Here is a 17,293-nt window from a genome sequence, read left to right on the forward strand (position 1 = left end):
CCATAAGCATTCTTATATTGGTTTGTCTTTAAAGTTACATTATCCTTTCGCAAAAAGCAAAATAAAATACCGCAAAAAGAACTAAAAAAAAACCTTTTGCGGCATTAAACAATCGGGAAAGAATATTTCTAAGGTGTTTTTTTAAATACCATATTATGAAGATTTACTTCTAACTATCAATACTTTCCTTTCCAGAGTTTTTTGATCCGCTGTTCGATTTCGCGCTCTTTCGGGTTGTCGGCCGGATCGTAGAACCGGCGGCCTTCCATGCCCTGCGGCATGAACTCCTGGTCGGCGAAGTGATCTTCGAAGTCGTGGGCGTACTTGTAATTGTCGCCGTAGCCGAGATTTTTCATCAGCCTGGTCGGCGCATTGCGGATGTGCAGCGGGACGGGATGGTTCGTCGTATCCTGGTTCACGAATTTCAGCGCCCGGTCGATCGCCAGGTAAGCCGAATTGCTCTTGGGACTGGTAGCCAGGTAGATCGTCGCCTCGGCCAGCGGGATGCGGGCTTCCGGCATACCGACCTTGTGCACCGTTTCGAAACAGGCGTTGGCCAGCAACAACCCGTTCGGATTGGCCAGACCGATATCTTCCGACGCCAGGATCACCAGCCGCCGGGCGATGAACTTCGGGTCTTCGCCGCCGGCAAGCATCCGCGCGAGGTAATAGATCGCCGCGTTCGGATCGCTGCCGCGCACCGATTTGATAAAAGCCGAGATTACGTCGTAGTGCTGTTCGCCGTTTTTATCGTACAAAGCGATATTTTGTTGCAAACATTCGGTCACGTTTTCGTCGTTAATGACGATCTCTCCCTCGGTAGCATTGCAGAGAATATCGATAATGTTCAGCAGCTTGCGGGCGTCTCCTCCGCTGAAACGGAACAGCGCCCCGGTCTGTTCGACCCGCACGCCCCGCTCCCGGAGCACCGTGTCAGCAGCGACGGCGCGATCCAGCAATCGTTGCAGATCGCTGTCCTCCATCGCTTTCAGCACATAGACCTGACAACGCGACAACAGCGGCGAGATCACTTCGAACGACGGATTTTCGGTCGTCGCGCCGATCAGCGTAATCACGCCCTGCTCGACGGCGCCGAGCAGCGAATCCTGCTGAGACTTGTTGAAACGGTGGATTTCGTCGATAAACAGGAACGGCGCCGGCGTATTGAAGAAATGACTCTTGCGGGCCTGCTCGATCACTTCGCGCACCTCTTTCACGCCGGAATTGACCGCCGACAGCGTGAAAAACTTCCGGTCGAGAGCCGTCGCCACCAGCCGCGCCAGCGTCGTCTTGCCGACTCCCGGCGGTCCCCACAGGATAAACGACGGCACGTTGCCCGTCTCCAGAAAGCGGCGGAACACCCCGCCGCCGCCGACCAGATGGGCCTGTCCGACGTAGTCGTCGAGCGACTGCGGACGCAACCGTTCCGCCAATGGTATATTTGTCTGCATAAAGAAAAAATGTTATCTTTACAAAGGTAATCGTTTTCCCGCACAATTTTTAAGATCGCACCGGCTTTGAAACGCATAGGAATTCTCTCGGACACGCATGGTATTTTCGATCAGCCTCTTCGGAAATTTTTCGAAGACGTCGACGAACTATGGCATGCCGGAGACTTCGGCTCCATCGAAACGGCCGACGCCATTGCCGCCTTCAGGCCGCTGCACGGCGTGTACGGCAACATCGACGGAGGGCAGACGCGCGTGGCATTCCGGCGGTGGGAGCTGTTCGAATGCGAACAGGTTCCAGTGATGATAACCCACATCGGCGGCTATCCCGGGCACTATGCTTCCGGGGTGGAAATGCAACTGCGGATGCACCGGCCGAAAATCTTCGTATGCGGACATTCCCACATTCTGAAGGTAATGTACGATAAAAAAAACAGTCTTCTTCATATCAATCCCGGGGCCGCAGGGATTGCTGGCTTTCACCAGGTAAGGACGGCCATACGGCTCGTAATCGACGGAGAGGACATCCGGGAGCTGGAAGTCGGAGAATGGCCCCGGCGTCCGACATCATAATAAACCCGAATATTCCGGCGTTATCTTCACGAAATTAAAATTAGAGAAAACGCTATGCAAGTAAAGCAAACAAAGACGCTGGAGGCTGTTTTTGCGGCAGGATGCCGCGAAGCACGCCGACGTCACGCCGATGAGGTAACCCTCGACCACCTGTTTCTGGCTATCTTGAAACAGGAAGGAGGGCACGCATCTCACCTGCTGAAAAGGTTGCTGAAAGAATGGGAACTTTATCAGATCAAAATACGTCTCGAACGGGAACTGGGCCCGGTCGTTTTGCCGGACACCCCGCTCAACATCTCCTGTCCGGACGTCCGTTTCGACGAAAACGCGCTGCTCGAGCAGATGCGTATGTCCGGCCCCTGCATGGTGCAGGACACCTGTAACACGGGACACCTGTTGCAGGTCATCGTCGACGACCGCAGCTCGCGCAGCTCGCGGATACTGGTGCTGTACAATGTGACTTCGGAAAAAATCGTCTCCTACCTCGGCGACATGCCTCCCAACGAGGACTACTACGAGGATATGCAATATCTCTCGCTGCTCGGCGAAGAGAACGGAGAACACCCCGAACGACTCGTATCGGGAGTAATGCGTATCGCCGTGACCGACGGGCAACCGGCGGCCAAAGACAGTATGCTCGGCCAGTTCGGCGTCGACCTGACCAACTGCGCGGCCGAAGGCAAACTCGACCCGGTGATCGGCCGGGACGCCGAAATCGAACGGGTGATCCAGATCCTCGGCCGGCGCAAAAAGAACAACCCGGTGCTGATCGGCGAAGCGGGCGTCGGGAAGTCGGCCATCATCGAAGGGCTGGCGCTGCGGATCACGCAGAAGAAAGTCCCGCACGCACTGCTGCACAAACGGATCTTCTCGCTGGACGTCGCCTCGCTGGTCGCAGGGACGAAATACCGCGGACAGTTCGAAGAACGGATCAACCTGTTGCTGAAGGAACTCTCCGGCAGCGACGTGATCCTCTTTATCGACGAAATCCACACGATCGTCGGCGCCGGCAGCACGCAAGGGTCGCTCGACACAGCCAACATCCTGAAACCGGCGCTGGCCCGGGGCGAACTGCAGTGCATCGGAGCCACCACCCTGAGCGAATACCGCGAAAATATCGAAAGCGACAGCGCGCTGGAGCGGCGTTTTCAGAAGATCATCGTGGAACAGCCGTCGGCCGAAGAAACGCTGTGTATGCTGAACAACATCAAGAAACACTACGAATCGCACCACTGCGTTCATTATACCGAAGCGGCGCTGGAAGCCTGCGTCCACCTGACGCAACGCTACGTGCCCGACCGCTTCTTCCCGGACAAAGCGATCGACGTGATGGACGAAGCGGGCAGCCGCGCCCACGTGTTCAAAGTCAAGACGCCCGAACCGCTGGCCTCGATGGAACGCGACGTCGAGACGGTATGCGCCGAAAAGAACCGAGCGATCCGAATGCAGAATTACGACGCGGCCGCCACGCTGAAAAACCGTGAAAGCGCGCTGCGCAGCCGCCTGCAGGAGATGGAAACGCAGTGGAAAGAGCAGATGACCCGATGTCCGGTAGAGATCGACGAGCAGGCGATCTGCGAAGTGGTCGCTTCGATGACGGGTATTCCGGTAACGCGCATTTCGGACAGCGAACAACGCCGGCTCAAAGAGATGGACGCTCACCTCGCATCGGTCGTCATCGGACAGGACGAGGCCGTTTCCCGCGTAACGCGGGCCATCCGCCGCAGCCGGGCCGGGCTGAAGGACGCCAACCGTCCGATCGGCGTATTCATGTTCGTCGGGCCGACCGGCGTCGGCAAGACCCATGTTGCCAAACAACTGGCCAAATACCTGTTCGACAGCGAGGAAGCGATGATCCGCATCGACATGAGCGAATATTCCGAGAAGCACAACGTAAGCCGCCTGATCGGTTCGCCTCCGGGCTACGTCGGCTACGGCGAAGGAGGACAACTAACCGAAAAAGTACGGCGCCGCCCTTACTGCGTACTGCTGTTCGACGAGATCGAAAAAGCGCACAGCGACATATTCAACCTGATGCTGCAGATTTTCGACGAAGGCCGACTGACCGACGGACTGGGACGCCTGATCGATTTCCGCAATACGATCATCATCATGACCTCGAACGTGGGATCGCGGGAGGTTATGCAACGCGGCAAAAGCGTAGGCTACAATACGACCCGCAAGCCGACATCCGACGACCGGAACAGGGAGTCGCTCTACCGCAAGAACCTCGAACGGAACTTCGCCCCGGAATTCATCAACCGGATCGACGACATCGTAACGTTCGGAACCCTGACCGAAAAAGACGTCCTGCGGATCATCGACATCGAACTCGGCAGCCTGAACAGGCGGATCGCCGACCAGGGTTACACGGTCGAAGTGAACAACGCGACCAAACGGTGTCTGGTACGCGAAGGGTACGACCCGCACTACGGAGTCCGCTCGCTGAAACGGGTGTTGCTCGACAAAGTGGAAGACCCGCTGGCCGAACTGATCATATCGGGCGAGGTGCACGAGGGCGACCGGATCATGGTCGACTGCAAAAACGGCCAGATCAAATTCACGGTGGTTCCCGGAAACGAAACGCGCACCATAGCCTCCTGAACCGGATAAACACCTTCTATCGAACTCACGAAGAGGCGGAAACCAATGGTTTCCGTCTCTCTTTTTTATGTCGTCCCCGGCGCTTCGGTTGCCAATCCGAAAGATTCGACCTACCTTTGCACTCCGCAAACCGCAACCGCATGAACCGTACCGCCAGCCTCCGCAAGTGGATCCCGCAATACAAAGCCAACCTCGCGCTGGCCGGTCCGGTCGTGCTGTCTCAGATAGGTCAGGTCATCGTACAACTGTCGGACAACCTGATGGTCGCTCGGCTGGGCGCGCTGCCGCTGGCGGCGGTATCGTTCGGCGGAGCCGTCTTCACGATCTTCTTGTTCTGGGGCACCGGTCTGTCGCTCGGCCTGACGCCGCTGACCGGCGAAGCCTATGCGCAGCGGAAAATCCGCACCACCGCAGGACTGCTGCAAAACGCGCTGGTACTCTACTCGCTGGTCGGTCTGCTGCTATTCGGCGTCCTGTGGATGCTGGGCGACCTGCTGGAATACATGGGACAATCGCCGGAGGTGGTGCGGCTGGCCGTTCCTTATTACCGTTACCTGGCATGGAGCATCATTCCCTATATGGTCTACCTCTCTTTCAAGCAATTCCTGGAAGGAGTCGGAAATACGCGCACCGGCATGGCCGTCGTGCTGATCGCCAACGCAATCAACATCGTATTCAACTATTTGCTGATATTCGGCAAAGGCGGATTTCCGGAACTCGGAGCCGCCGGGGCGGGACTCTCCACGCTGATTTCACGGATCTGTATGCCGCTGTTCATGCTGGCCTACTTCCTGTGGAACCAGTCGGTGCGCCGCTATTTCGCCTTCTTTTCCCGTACCGTCCAAACGTGGAGAAACATCCGCCGACTGCTGTCGGTCGGACTGCCCATTTCGGTGCAGGTCGTGCTGGAAGTGATGGCTTTCGCCCTGTCGTCGATCATGATGGGCTGGATCGGCCCTTCGGAACTGGCCGCACACCAGATCGTACTGTCGGTCGGCACGATGGCCTACATGATGCAGGTCGGCATTTCGACGGCGACTACCATCCTGGTCAGTCATGCCTACGGTCGCAAAGACAGGCAAGGCATACGGCTCGCCGCCGCCGGTTCGTGTCATCTGGGGCTCGCTTTCGCGGTCGTCACGATGAGTTGCCTGATCCTGTTCCGATACCGGATCCCGATGCTGTTCACCGACGATGCGGCCGTCGTGGCCATCGCGGGCCAGCTTTTTATCTTCGCCGGGCTGTACCAACTGTCCGACAGTTTGCAGATCATCCTGGTAGGCGTATTGCGCGGTATGCAGGACGTAGCGGTACTGATGAGTTACTCGTTCGTCTCCTACCTGCTGATCAACCTGCCGGTCGGCTACCTGTGTGCCTTCACGCTCGGCATAGGGCCTTCGGGCCTGTGGATCGGGTTCATCTTCGGACTCAGTATCGCCGCATGGCTCTATTACCGCCGCTACCGCAAACTGTCCCGCCGGCAATCGCCCGGACACGGCGGCGACCGTCCGCTTACGGCTCCCGTTTAAGCGGAATCTCGTAACTCGCCCCTTCGACGGCGGCTTCCGCCGCTGCGAATATGCCGCGGGCCTCTTCTACGAGCAGGCTCTCATCCTTATACCGGGACGAAAAGTGTCCGATGAGCAACCGGCGCGCGCCGGCTTTCTCCGCGACCTGCGCAGCTTGCACCGTCGTCGAATGCCCGGTCTGTCGGGCCAACGCTTTATCCCCGGCGGCGAAAGTCGCTTCGTGATACAGCAGATCGACCCCCCCGACCAGCCCGGCCGCACGCGCCGAAGGCAGCGTATCGCTCAGGTAGGCGTAACTGCGCCCCCGGTAAGGCAAATAGGTAAGTTCACCGTTCGGAATCGTCTCGCCGCTGTCCAGCGCGACATCCTCGCCGCGTTTGGCGGCGACACACTGCGCGATCCCGAGCCCATACCGCGCGACCGCCTCTTTGCGGACATTCAGCGGCGGCGTCTTCTCCCGAAACAGGAATCCGGCGGCGGGCACCCGGTGACGCAGCGGCACCGAACGGACTTCGAGCACTTTGTTCTCGTAAATCAACTCGCTGCGGCGCGTCCGCACTTCGTTCCATCGGATTTCATACGGCAACTCCGTATCGAAATAACGCCGGTGGGCCGCCAGGATCTCGTCGAACGGCCGCGGCGCGAAAATCTGCAACGGCGTGCGGCGCCCCGTCAGCCCGAGCGTCGAAATCAGCCCGAAAAGCCCGTAAACATGATCGCCATGCAGATGCGAAATAAATACCGCATTTATTTTCAGCGGGTTGATCCCGCAGCTCATCAACCGGGCCTGGGTTCCCTCCCCGCAATCGACCAAAAAAAACTGCTCATGTACGTTCAGTACATGAGCAGAGGGATTCCGTCTCGGAGTCGGCAGAGCCGAACCGCTACCCAATATGGTAACCCGAAACGTCATAGTAATTCATATTATTCGGCCTTTTCAGCTTCTTTTTTCGGTTTGGCTTCGGCTGCGCTCTCTTCCATACGAGCTTTCAGTTCGGCCAGCGAAGAGATGTCGCCGAGAGTCGTCTTTTCGACCGACGCGTTGATCTTCTTCACGGATTCCTTCGCTGCGTCGTCGGCCTTACGGCGTTCGTTCTTTTCTGCCTGTGCCTCCTGTTTTTTCACCTCTTCGAAAATACGGGTGTGCGACAACAGAATCCGCTTGGTAGCTTTCGAGAATTCGAGCACCTTGAAATCGAGCGTTTCGCCCTCTTTGGCGGTCGTCCCGTCTTCCTTCACCAACTGCCTGGAACCGGCAAAACCTTCCACGTTGTCGCCCAGCGAAATGATGGCGCCCTTTTCGGTCAGTTCGGAAACGGTTCCCCGGTGGATCGAATCGACGGCAAACTGCGCTTCGAACGCGTTCCACGGATTGTCCTCGAGCTGTTTGTGACCGAGGCTCAGACGACGGTTGTCCTTGTCGATTTCGAGAACGACCACTTCGATCTCAGCGCCGATCTGCGTAAATTCGGCCGGATGCTTGATCTTCTTCGTCCAACTCAGATCCGAAATGTGGATCAGGCCGTCGATACCTTCTTCGATCTCCACGAACACGCCGAAGTTAGTAAAGTTACGCACTTTGGCGGTATGTCTCGAACCGACGGCGTATTTCTTCTCGATATCGGCCCACGGATCGGGAGTAAGCTGCTTGATGCCGAGCGACATCTTGCGTTCTTCGCGGTCGAGCGTCAGGATAACGGCTTCCACTTCGTCGCCCACCTTCATAAATTCCTGAGCGGAACGCAGGTGTTGGCTCCACGACATTTCCGAAACGTGGATCAGACCTTCTACGCCCGGAGCAATTTCGATGAACGCGCCGTAATCGGCCATAACCACCACTTTGCCTTTTACCTTGTCGCCGACTTTCAGTTCGGTATCCAGGGCATCCCACGGATGCGGAGAAAGCTGCTTCAGACCCAGAGCGATACGTTTTTTGGCATCGTCGAAGTCGAGGATCACGACATTGAGCTTTTCGTCCAGGTGAACGATCTCTTCGGGATGGTTCACGCGGCCCCAACTCAGATCGGTAATGTGGATCAAACCGTCTACGCCGCCCAGGTCGATGAATACGCCGTAGGAAGTGATGTTCTTGACGGTACCTTCGAGAATCTGTCCTTTTTCGAGCTTGGACATGATCTCCTTCTTCTGCGCTTCGAGCTCGGCCTCGATCAGTGCTTTATGCGAAACAACCACGTTGCGGAACTCCTGGTTGATCTTCACGACCTTGAATTCCATCGTTTTATCCACATAGATATCGTAATCGCGGATCGGTTTCACGTCGATCTGCGAACCCGGCAGGAACGCTTCGATGCCGAATACGTCGACGATCATACCGCCCTTGGTGCGACACTTGATGTAACCCTTGATCACTTCGTCTTTTTCGAGGGCCTCGTTCACGCGATCCCACGAACGCAACTGACGCGCCTTTTTGTGCGAAAGGAGCAATTGGCCTTTCTTATCCTCGGCGCTCTCTACGTAAACTTCCACTTTCTCGCCTACGGCCAGTTCGGGATTGTATCTGAATTCGCCGATCGGAATGATGCCTTCCGATTTATAACCGATGTTCACGACCACTTCGCGCTTGTTCAGACCGATCACGGTACCTTCGACCACTTCGCCGACCTGCACTTTCGAGAGCGTTTGGTCGTATTTGGCCTCGATGTTTTCCTTAGAGTCGTTGTAAACCCCCAGATCGTGTTCGTAAGCATCCCAATCGAACGAGTCGAGATTTACGGGAGCGGCTGCCACCGGTTGAGCGGCTTTTTTCTTTTCCTGATTTTCGTTGTTAGCTGTCATTTGTGTGTTTTGCAAATTAATACGTTAGACATTATTTATAGAGCTTTGACAACAAAGCGGTGCAAAGATAATAAATTATGAAGGATTCACAATAAAGAACGCCTTTGCGGCCCTAAAAAACCTTCTTTATTTGAATATTATTCCCGAAGTCCGTATCTTTATATACTTGTTTCACGCTTTACAACGTTTTATCTTTACTCAATCAAACATGATTATGAACGACACCGTAAAAATATTTTGCGAAAACACGGGCGCCAACCTATTCGTCAACCAGGGCACCAGCCTGCTGCAGGTCGCGCAGATGCTGTCGCTGGAAAAAGGGAACGACACCCCGCTGCTGGCGGCTTACGTCGACAACCGCCTCAAAGAACTCTCTTACCGGATCTATTCGCCGCTGACCGTCCGCTTTATCGACATCACGCATTTCGAAGGTATGCGCGTTTACCAGCGGACGCTCTTCTTCATTCTGGACAAAGCGGTATGCGACCTGTTCCCGGATCGGAAGCTCCACATCAAACATGCCGTGGCGAAGGGCTTTTACTGCGAGATAGAGGGCATGGAAGATATTCCGGAAACCGAAATAGGCCGGATCAAAGAGCGTATGCAGGACATCATCGGACAGAACATTCCGATCGTGCGTCAGCGCGTGACCTGCGAAGAGGCCGTGGAGACGTACCGCCAAATGGGACTCGAAGACAAGATCGCCCTACTCGTCACGCGTCCGCACCTGTACGTCACCCTCTACAAGATGGCCGACATCGTCGGTTATTTCTACGGGGGACTCGCCATTTCGACCGGATACATCCACCTGTTCGACCTGCACAAATACTATAAAGGGTTCCGGGTGGCCGTACCGGACCGCACCGCGCCGACGCAGCTCGAAAAAGAGGTGCCGCAGAGCAAAATGTTCAAGATTTTCAAGGAATACGCGCGCTGGGTCGATATCATCGGCGTCTCGAACATCGGGGCGCTCAACTCGAAGATTCTCGAAGGCAAAGGCGGCGAGCTGATCCGCATGGGCGAGGCCCTGCACGAAAAAAGCGTGGGTTACATCGCCGACCGGGTAGCCATACAGCACCAGAAAGGCGGGGCGAAGATCGTGCTGATCTCGGGTCCTTCGTCGAGCGGCAAGACGACTTTCTCGAAACGGCTCGGCATCCAGCTCAGCATCCTCGGTATGCACCCGGTGCTGATCTCGCTCGACGACTACTTCGTCGAACGCGAAAAAACCCCGCGCGACGAAAAGGGCGATTACGATTTCGAGGCCCTCGAAGCGGTCGACGTGGAACTGTTCAACGACCATCTGAACCGGCTGCTGAAAGGCGAAACGGTACGAATCCCGCGTTACAACTTCATCACCGGGAAACGGGAGTTCCACGAACAGCCGCTGCAAATGGAAGAGCGCTCGGTGCTCGTCATCGAAGGAATCCACGGCCTGAACCCGAAACTCACGCCGCACGTCGCCGCCGACATGAAGTTCAAAATTTACGTCTCGGCGCTCACGTCGATCGCCATGGACAACCTGAACCGCATCGCCACGACCGACAGCCGGCTGATCCGCCGCATCGTGCGGGATCACCGTACCCGCGGCAACAGCGCTACCGACACGTTGCGTCGCTGGGAAAGCGTCCGCCGCGGGGAAGACAAGCATATTTTCCCGAACCAGGAACAGGCCGACCTGATGTTCAACTCGTCGCTTTTTTATGAACTCTCCGTACTGAAAGACTACGTGCGGCCGCTGCTGCGCGAAGTTCCGGACACGGTGCCCGAATTCGGCGAAGCGCATCGGTTGCTGAAATTCCTCGATCACTTCACCTCGATGGACCGATTCGAAGCGGAGATCCCGCCGACCTCCATCCTGCGCGAATTTATCGGCGGAAGCTGTTTCGAATACTAAAGAAAGACATATTCCCGGCGCAAGCGTAACATCCTGCCGGACAGCTTTCTGCGCGAACTTATCAAAAATTGTTCAAAATTTCCGGGGACGACGGAGGGGTTCCGCGCCGTAATTCGCTGCGGATTACTACCTTTGTCTCTCGTTTTACCACTGCAACGCTGAACGCATGTCACAAGACCCATTCATCAAACGCCATATCGGAACCGACGAACGCGGAGTGTCCGAGATGCTCCGCACGATCGGAGTCCGTAGCACCGAAGAGCTGATCGAACAGGTGATTCCGGACGCGATCCGACTGAAAAAACCGCTAAACCTGCCTCCGCAAGGAATGAGCGAATACCAATTCGCCGCCCATATCCGCGCGATTGCCGGCAAAAATAAGCTCTACCGCAGTCTGATCGGCATGGGCTATTACGGAACGGCTACGCCGGCCGTGATCCAACGGAACGTTTTCGAGAATCCGGCCTGGTATACCTCGTACACGCCTTATCAGGCCGAAATTTCGCAGGGACGGCTGGAAGCGCTGCTGAATTTCCAAACGGCGGTCATTTCGCTGACCGGCATGGAAGTCGGCAACTGTTCGCTGCTGGACGAAGCGACGGCCGCCGCCGAAGCGATGCTGATGATGTACGCCCTGCGTTCGCGCGAAGCGGTCCAACAGGGGCGCAACATTCTGTTCGTCGACGAAAACATCTTTCCGCAAACGTTCGACTTGCTGCTGACGCGCAGCGAACCGTTCGGCATCGAAATCGTCTGCGACAGCTACGACGGGTACGAGTTTTCCGGCCGCGAGTTCGGGGCGATCGTCCAGTACCCGGCAGCGAACGGAGCGATCTGCGATTACGACGATTTCGCCGCAGCAGCACACAGCCGGGGCGTCCTGGTCGCCGCCGTGGCGGACATCCTGGCCCTGGCCCTGCTGAAAGCCCCCGGCGAATGGGGCGCGGACATCGCCGTGGGATCGACCCAACGGTTCGGCCTTCCGATGGGATTCGGAGGCCCGCACGCCGCTTTCCTGACTACGAAGGACGCCTATAAACGGAATATGCCGGGCCGCATCATCGGCGTATCGGTCGATCGGCTCGGCAACAAGGCGCTGCGCATGGCGCTGCAAACCCGCGAACAGCATATCAAGCGCGAACGGGCGACCTCCAATATCTGCACGGCACAGGCGTTGCTGGCCAGTATGGCCGGTTTCTTCGCCGTCTACCACGGGGCGGAAGGGATCCGCCGGATCGCGCTGCATACGCACGGCCATGCGGCGGCGGCGGCGGCGGCACTCGAAAAACTGGGATACGAAACGGCGGCTCGGAACTTCTTCGACACGATCGAAGTGGCGGCCGACGCCGATAAAATACGCACGGCGGCCCTCGAAAGGCAGATGAACTTTTTCTACCCGGACAAGGAACGCGTCCGGATCTCGTTCGACGAACTGTCGACGGCAGACGAAGTGAACGCGATCGTCGCCCTGTTCGCCAAAGCGGCGGGAAAAAGAGCGCCGGTCGTAAAGAAAATCGCCGAAACGGCCGATTTTCCGAAAAACGTACTGCGATCGTCGCCCTACCTGACCGAACCGGTCTTCCAGCGCTACCGCAGCGAAACCGACATGATGCGCTACATCAAGAAACTGGAACGCCGCGACATTTCGCTGGCCGACGGCATGATCCCGCTCGGCTCGTGCACGATGAAGCTGAATCCGGCCGTAACGATGCTCCCGCTGAGCCTGGCCGGACTGGCCGACCTGCACCCGTTCGTCCCGGCCGACCAGGCGGAAGGTTACCGGGAGTTGATCGACGAACTGTCGAAAGACCTCGCGACGATCACCGGAATGGACGCCGTATCGCTTCAGCCGAATTCGGGCGCCAACGGCGAATATTCCGGCCTGATGGTAATCCGCGCCTACTACCAGAGCCGCGGACAGGGCTACCGCAACGTCGCGCTGATCCCCGCTTCGGCGCACGGCACCAACCCCGCTTCGGCCGCCATGGCCGGTATGCGAATCGTGACCGTGGCCTGCGACACGAACGGGAACATAGACATCGACGACCTGCGAGCCAAAGCAGGCCGATACGCCAGCGAACTCTGCTGCATCATGGTGACCTACCCGTCGACGCACGGAGTCTTCGAAAGCCGTATCCGCGAGATCGTGGACATCGTGCACGACAACGGCGGACAGGTCTATATGGACGGAGCGAATATGAACGCGCAGGTCGGGCTGACCAACCCCGGATACATCGGGGCCGACGTTTGCCACCTGAACCTGCACAAGACGTTCGCCATCCCGCACGGCGGCGGCGGCCCGGGCGTCGGACCGATCTGCGTCACCCAGCATCTGGCCGAATTCCTGCCGAGCCATCCGCTGGTCGAAACGGGCGGCGAAAACGGAATCACTTCCGTTGCGGCAGCGCCGTTCGGCAGCGCCTCGATTCTGCCGATCACCTACGGCTACATCAAAATGCTTGGCGAAAGCGGCCTGCGACGCGCCACCGAAACGGCGATCGTGCAGGCGAATTACGTGGCATCCGCTTTGAAAGGAGAATACGAAGTGCTCTACACCGGAGAAACCGGACGGGTCGGTCACGAAGCGATCCTCGACCTGCGCCATTTCCGCAAAGATTACGGCACGGAATGCGCCGATATCGCACGCAGGCTGATGGACTACGGATTCCATGCGCCTACCCTTTCGTTCCCCGTCCCCGAAACGCTGATGGTGGAACCCACCGAAAGCGAACCGAAGGCCGAGTTGGATCGTTTCATGGAAGCGCTCGTACGGATCAAACGGGAGTGCGAAGAGATCCGCGACGGGAAGGCCGATGCGGACGACAACGTCGTGAAAATGGCGCCGCACACGGCAGCGGAAGGCTGTGCGGACGATTGGAGTCATCCTTACGGCCGCGAAAAGGCCTTTTATCCGCTGCGCCGGCTCCGCGAAAACAAATTTTTCCCGTATGTCAGCCGGATCGACGGCGGCTACGGGGATCGTAATCTTTGCTGCACCTGCGGCATCTTGTATGAAACCGAATAAATATTTACTTAAAAAAAGATAAAATGAAAATTGGAGAAAAAACATTCGTGGCTCTGAGCTACCAGCTGAAAGTCGACGGTCAGGTCGTTGAAACGGTCAAAGCCGAGAGCCCTTTGCAATTCGTATACGGAACCGGCTTCCTGCTGCCGGCATTCGAGGCGAACCTCGCCGGACTGGGCAAAGGCGATCCTTTCGCATTCCGCCTGGACGCCGCCAACGCTTACGGCGAAGTGATTCCGGACGCCGTGGTCGAACTGCCCAAAGAGGTCTTCATGGTCGACGGTAAAATCGAGGACGGTATGCTCGAAATCGGCAACCAGCTTCCGATGAGCGACAACCAGGGCAACCGGCTGGTCGGCGTCGTGAAAGCGGTCGGCAACGACAGCGTAACGATGGACTTCAACCACCCGATGGCCGGCAAAGCGCTGGAATTTTCGGGGACGATCGTCGAAGTGCGCGAAGCCACGCCGGAAGACATGATGACGGGGCATCCCGCCGGGGGATGCGACTGCGGATGCGGAGACGGTTGCGATCACGAACAGGGGAACGGCGGCTGCGGCTGCGGTTGTCACTAAAAAAATCTTTCGAATTTACGGATACAATCCGTAACCGCATACAAAAGGCAGGCCCCTCACGGGGCCTGCCTTTTACATATTCCGACTCCGGCTAAACAGCTGTCCATTACGAGATAACCGCTCTTCAAGCAGAAGAGGAAGCGGCCTTGCGGGCGCTTCCTCTTCTTTGCCCCGGCGACAGCCGGAAAACAGTCTTATTTCTTGTAAATCTTCGTATACCCGTAGATCGCCTCGTCGCCCAGTTCTTCTTCGATGCGGAGCAACTGATTGTACTTGGCCATCCGGTCGGAACGGCTCAGCGAACCGGTCTTGATCTGGCCCGAATTGGTAGCTACCGCGATATCCGCGATCGTTGCGTCCTCGGTTTCGCCCGAACGGTGAGACGTAACCGAAGTGTAACCGGCGCGGTGAGCCATTTCGATCGCATCGAGCGTTTCTGTCAGCGACCCGATCTGGTTCACTTTGATCAAAATCGAATTGCCGCAGCCCATCTCGATCCCTTTTTTCAGGAATTCCACATTCGTTACGAACAAATCGTCGCCGACCAACTGGCACTTGTCGCCGATCTTGTCGGTCAGCGCTTTCCAGCCGTCCCAGTCGTTTTCGCTCATACCGTCCTCGATCGAGTCGATCGGGTACTTCGCGATCAGCTGTTCGAGGTAAGCGACCTGTTCGGCAGAGGTGCGTTTTGCACCTTTGGCGCCTTCGAACTTGGTATAGTCGTAAATACCGTCTTTGTAGAACTCGGAAGAGGCGCAGTCCATACCGATGGCCACATCGCCGCCTTCGCACTTGCGGCCCGGCTTGTAACCGGCTTTCTTAATCGCCTCGATGATCGATTCCAGCGCGTCTTCGGTACCGTTCAGAGCCGGAGCGAAACCGCCCTCGTCGCCTACGGCCGTACTCAGTCCGCGGTCGTGCAACACTTTCTTCAGCGCGTGGAACACCTCGGCGCCCATGCGCAGCCCTTCCCGGAACGAAGCGGCTCCGACCGGACGGATCATAAATTCCTGGAACGCGATCGGAGCGTCCGAATGCGAACCGCCGTTGATGATATTCATCATCGGAACAGGCAGCGTCTTGGCGTTCGTTCCACCGATATAGCGGTACAGCGGCATACCGAGCAAATTGGCCGCGGCATGAGCGCAAGCCAGCGACACGCCGAGAATCGCATTGGCGCCGAGGTTGCTCTTGGTAGCGGTTCCGTCGAGCGCGATCATCGTTTTGTCGATGCCGACCTGATCGGTCACCTGCATGCCGAGAATCTCCTTGGCGATGATTTCATTCACATTCTGAACGGCCTTCAGCACGCCTTTTCCGCCATAACGCCCCTTGTCGCCGTCGCGCAGTTCGAGCGCTTCGTTTTCGCCGGTAGAGGCTCCGGACGGAACGGCTGCACGGCCGACAGCCCCGCTTGCGGTAGTTACTTCCACTTCAATCGTCGGATTTCCTCTCGAGTCGAGGATTTCCCTTGCATGAACACTGATAATCTGTCCCATGACAATTTTCCTTAAATTAGTTTATAATCGGTTTATCTGTTTCGATCGCAATGCCGCCACCTAAGGGGCCCCTCGTATTTCCAACGCTTTTACCGGCGAATACCCGGCATCAGCAGAAATCGAAAACGCTTCAAAGATAGTGCATCGCGCCGGATTAAACAAGTTTTACAACGTGTCGTTTCCCTGAATCCGGTAAAAAATGCGTCGGAATATTGTCTGTTTTCCGGAGAATTTCGACCGGAAATCCGTACGACATCGGCTCCGGCCGACCTCAATATTCCGCTTCCGGTCCAGCACAGATACGAAACAGACCGTGACTTAATCCCGCATCGTAAAGTCTTTTTTCGCCTCCGCCCGGTCGGCGCACGTTTCGCCGGTATCGAGCGCCAGCGGCTTTTCCCCTTCACAAACCGCGCCATAAAATCCAGGATTGCCTTCCGGAAATCGCACATCGGAATCTCGGCCATGTCGTGATCCACATTCCCGGCGGCGTAAAAACAAAAGGGCCCGCATCTTCCGGAAACCGCGCGGTCAGGTATTCGGCTCGAAGCAACCGACCTCCCCCGAACGTCGTCCGGCCGAACGGCACGTATCCCTCCGCATTTCGGCAGCCGTACCGGCATAAAACAAGAGCGGGGATTCTTGGAATCCCCGCTCTTCGTATGAAGCAACGTTTTATTAAGCCTTTTCTTCGGCAGGAGCCTCTTCCGCCGCTTTTTTAGCAGCGGGCTTTTTTGCGGCGGCCTTCTTTGCAGGCGCTTTCTTGACCTCTTCCGCAGGAGCCTCGGTATCGGTAGCGACCGTTTCCGCAGCGGCTTCGACCGGTTCGGCAGCTTTCTTAGCACCCGAACGGCTACGACGCGTTTTCGGTTTTTCAGCCACTTTCGCCTCCTTCGTGTAGGTTTCGTTGAAGTCTACCAGTTCGATGAAGCACATCTCGGCAGCATCCCCCAAGCGAAAACCGGTCTTCAGAATCCGGCAGTAACCGCCCGGACGGTCGGCGATCTTCGGAGCGATCTCGCGAAACAGCTCGGCAACGGCTTGCTTGTCCTTCAGGTAGCTGAAAACAACACGACGCGAATGAGTCGTATCCAGTTTGGATTTGGTAATCAACGGCTCGACGTACATTCTCAGAGCCTTTGCTTTGGCAACCGTCGTATTGATCCGTTTGTGACGGATCAGGGAGTTTGCCAAGTTGGCCAACAGCGCCTTGCGGTGCGCTGCCTGCCGGCCAAGGTGGTTAATTTTTTTGTTATGTCTCATAATTACGTGATCTTAAATTTTTGCTTCCAGGTTAAAAACCGATCCTCCTTCGCCGGGAGTCCGGATCAGACCCGTTACTGTCGC

General features: G+C 56.9%; 11 protein-coding genes. 6 read left to right on the forward strand and 5 right to left on the reverse strand.

The annotated features are described in order from the left end of the window. Nucleotides 1-176: 176 nt before the first annotated feature. On the reverse strand, nucleotides 177-1,451 hold the full coding sequence (locus tag PGR91_RS00480) for a replication-associated recombination protein A (protein WP_055202265.1): 1,275 nt from the start codon (nucleotides 1,449-1,451) through the stop codon (nucleotides 177-179). Nucleotides 1,452-1,517: 66 nt separating this feature from the next. Between PGR91_RS00480 and PGR91_RS00485 the strand changes: the two genes are divergently transcribed. The 3 genes from PGR91_RS00485 (at nucleotide 1,518) to PGR91_RS00495 (ending at nucleotide 6,154) form a co-directional block, all read left to right on the forward strand. After that, nucleotides 1,518-2,021 (forward strand): metallophosphoesterase family protein, encoded by a 504-nt coding sequence (locus PGR91_RS00485; RefSeq protein ID WP_055202267.1) that lies wholly within the window; start codon nucleotides 1,518-1,520, stop codon nucleotides 2,019-2,021. Between the two features lie 54 nt (nucleotides 2,022-2,075). Then, a complete protein-coding gene (locus tag PGR91_RS00490) occupies nucleotides 2,076-4,625 on the forward strand; it encodes an ATP-dependent Clp protease ATP-binding subunit (RefSeq protein WP_118458197.1) in 2,550 nt (849 codons plus the stop codon). Nucleotides 4,626-4,765: 140 nt separating this feature from the next. Continuing rightward, the gene (locus tag PGR91_RS00495) at nucleotides 4,766-6,154 is read left to right on the forward strand and encodes an MATE family efflux transporter (RefSeq protein WP_118458242.1); all 1,389 of its coding nucleotides are present in this window, start codon (nucleotides 4,766-4,768) and stop codon (nucleotides 6,152-6,154) included. Here the strand turns inward: PGR91_RS00495 and PGR91_RS00500 are convergent. Beyond that, complete coding sequence (locus tag PGR91_RS00500) at nucleotides 6,138-7,067, reverse strand: ribonuclease Z (protein ID WP_101571493.1); 930 nt, start codon at nucleotides 7,065-7,067, stop codon at nucleotides 6,138-6,140. The two genes, PGR91_RS00495 and PGR91_RS00500, sit on opposite strands and share 17 nt — an antisense overlap. Before the next feature lie 11 nt (nucleotides 7,068-7,078). Then, complete coding sequence (rpsA, locus tag PGR91_RS00505; RefSeq protein WP_222613629.1) at nucleotides 7,079-8,950, reverse strand: 30S ribosomal protein S1; 1,872 nt, start codon at nucleotides 8,948-8,950, stop codon at nucleotides 7,079-7,081. 214 nt (nucleotides 8,951-9,164) lie between these two features. Between rpsA and PGR91_RS00510 the strand changes: the two genes are divergently transcribed. The 3 genes from PGR91_RS00510 to PGR91_RS00520 all read left to right on the forward strand — a co-directional run bounded on the left by PGR91_RS00510 (nucleotide 9,165) and on the right by PGR91_RS00520 (nucleotide 14,447). After that, complete coding sequence (locus PGR91_RS00510; RefSeq protein ID WP_055203489.1) at nucleotides 9,165-10,847, forward strand: nucleoside kinase; 1,683 nt, start codon at nucleotides 9,165-9,167, stop codon at nucleotides 10,845-10,847. Between the two features lie 166 nt (nucleotides 10,848-11,013). Further along, entirely contained in the window at nucleotides 11,014-13,872 is a 2,859-nt protein-coding gene (gcvP, locus tag PGR91_RS00515) for an aminomethyl-transferring glycine dehydrogenase (protein ID WP_118655331.1), read from the forward strand. A 23-nt stretch (nucleotides 13,873-13,895) separates the two neighbouring features. Beyond that, entirely contained in the window at nucleotides 13,896-14,447 is a 552-nt protein-coding gene (locus PGR91_RS00520) for an FKBP-type peptidyl-prolyl cis-trans isomerase (protein ID WP_118655333.1), read from the forward strand. A 194-nt stretch (nucleotides 14,448-14,641) separates the two neighbouring features. Here PGR91_RS00520 and eno read toward each other — a convergent pair whose 3' ends face one another. Both eno and rplQ read right to left on the reverse strand, forming a co-directional pair. Beyond that, complete coding sequence (eno, locus tag PGR91_RS00525; RefSeq protein ID WP_055202279.1) at nucleotides 14,642-15,946, reverse strand: phosphopyruvate hydratase; 1,305 nt, start codon at nucleotides 15,944-15,946, stop codon at nucleotides 14,642-14,644. A gap of 678 nt (nucleotides 15,947-16,624) precedes the next feature. Beyond that, complete coding sequence (gene rplQ, locus PGR91_RS00530; protein WP_101571501.1) at nucleotides 16,625-17,209, reverse strand: 50S ribosomal protein L17; 585 nt, start codon at nucleotides 17,207-17,209, stop codon at nucleotides 16,625-16,627. Nucleotides 17,210-17,293 lie beyond the last annotated feature (84 nt).

The organism is Candidatus Alistipes pullistercoris, from assembly GCF_027665465.1.
Taxonomy (GTDB): domain Bacteria; phylum Bacteroidota; class Bacteroidia; order Bacteroidales; family Rikenellaceae; genus Alistipes_A; species Alistipes_A hominis.

Coding starts and splice junctions, on each gene's coding strand:
- PGR91_RS00510 (WP_055203489.1), top strand. CDS start 9,165: ATGAACGACACCGTAAAAATATTTTGCGAAAACACGGGCGCCAACCTA.
- PGR91_RS00500 (WP_101571493.1), bottom strand. CDS start 7,067: ATGACGTTTCGGGTTACCATATTGGGTAGCGGTTCGGCTCTGCCGACT.
- PGR91_RS00480 (WP_055202265.1), bottom strand. CDS start 1,451: ATGCAGACAAATATACCATTGGCGGAACGGTTGCGTCCGCAGTCGCTC.
- PGR91_RS00520 (WP_118655333.1), top strand. CDS start 13,896: ATGAAAATTGGAGAAAAAACATTCGTGGCTCTGAGCTACCAGCTGAAA.
- PGR91_RS00490 (WP_118458197.1), top strand. CDS start 2,076: ATGCAAGTAAAGCAAACAAAGACGCTGGAGGCTGTTTTTGCGGCAGGA.
- rpsA (WP_222613629.1), bottom strand. CDS start 8,950: ATGACAGCTAACAACGAAAATCAGGAAAAGAAAAAAGCCGCTCAACCG.
- eno (WP_055202279.1), bottom strand. CDS start 15,946: ATGGGACAGATTATCAGTGTTCATGCAAGGGAAATCCTCGACTCGAGA.
- gcvP (WP_118655331.1), top strand. CDS start 11,014: ATGTCACAAGACCCATTCATCAAACGCCATATCGGAACCGACGAACGC.
- PGR91_RS00495 (WP_118458242.1), top strand. CDS start 4,766: ATGAACCGTACCGCCAGCCTCCGCAAGTGGATCCCGCAATACAAAGCC.
- rplQ (WP_101571501.1), bottom strand. CDS start 17,209: ATGAGACATAACAAAAAAATTAACCACCTTGGCCGGCAGGCAGCGCAC.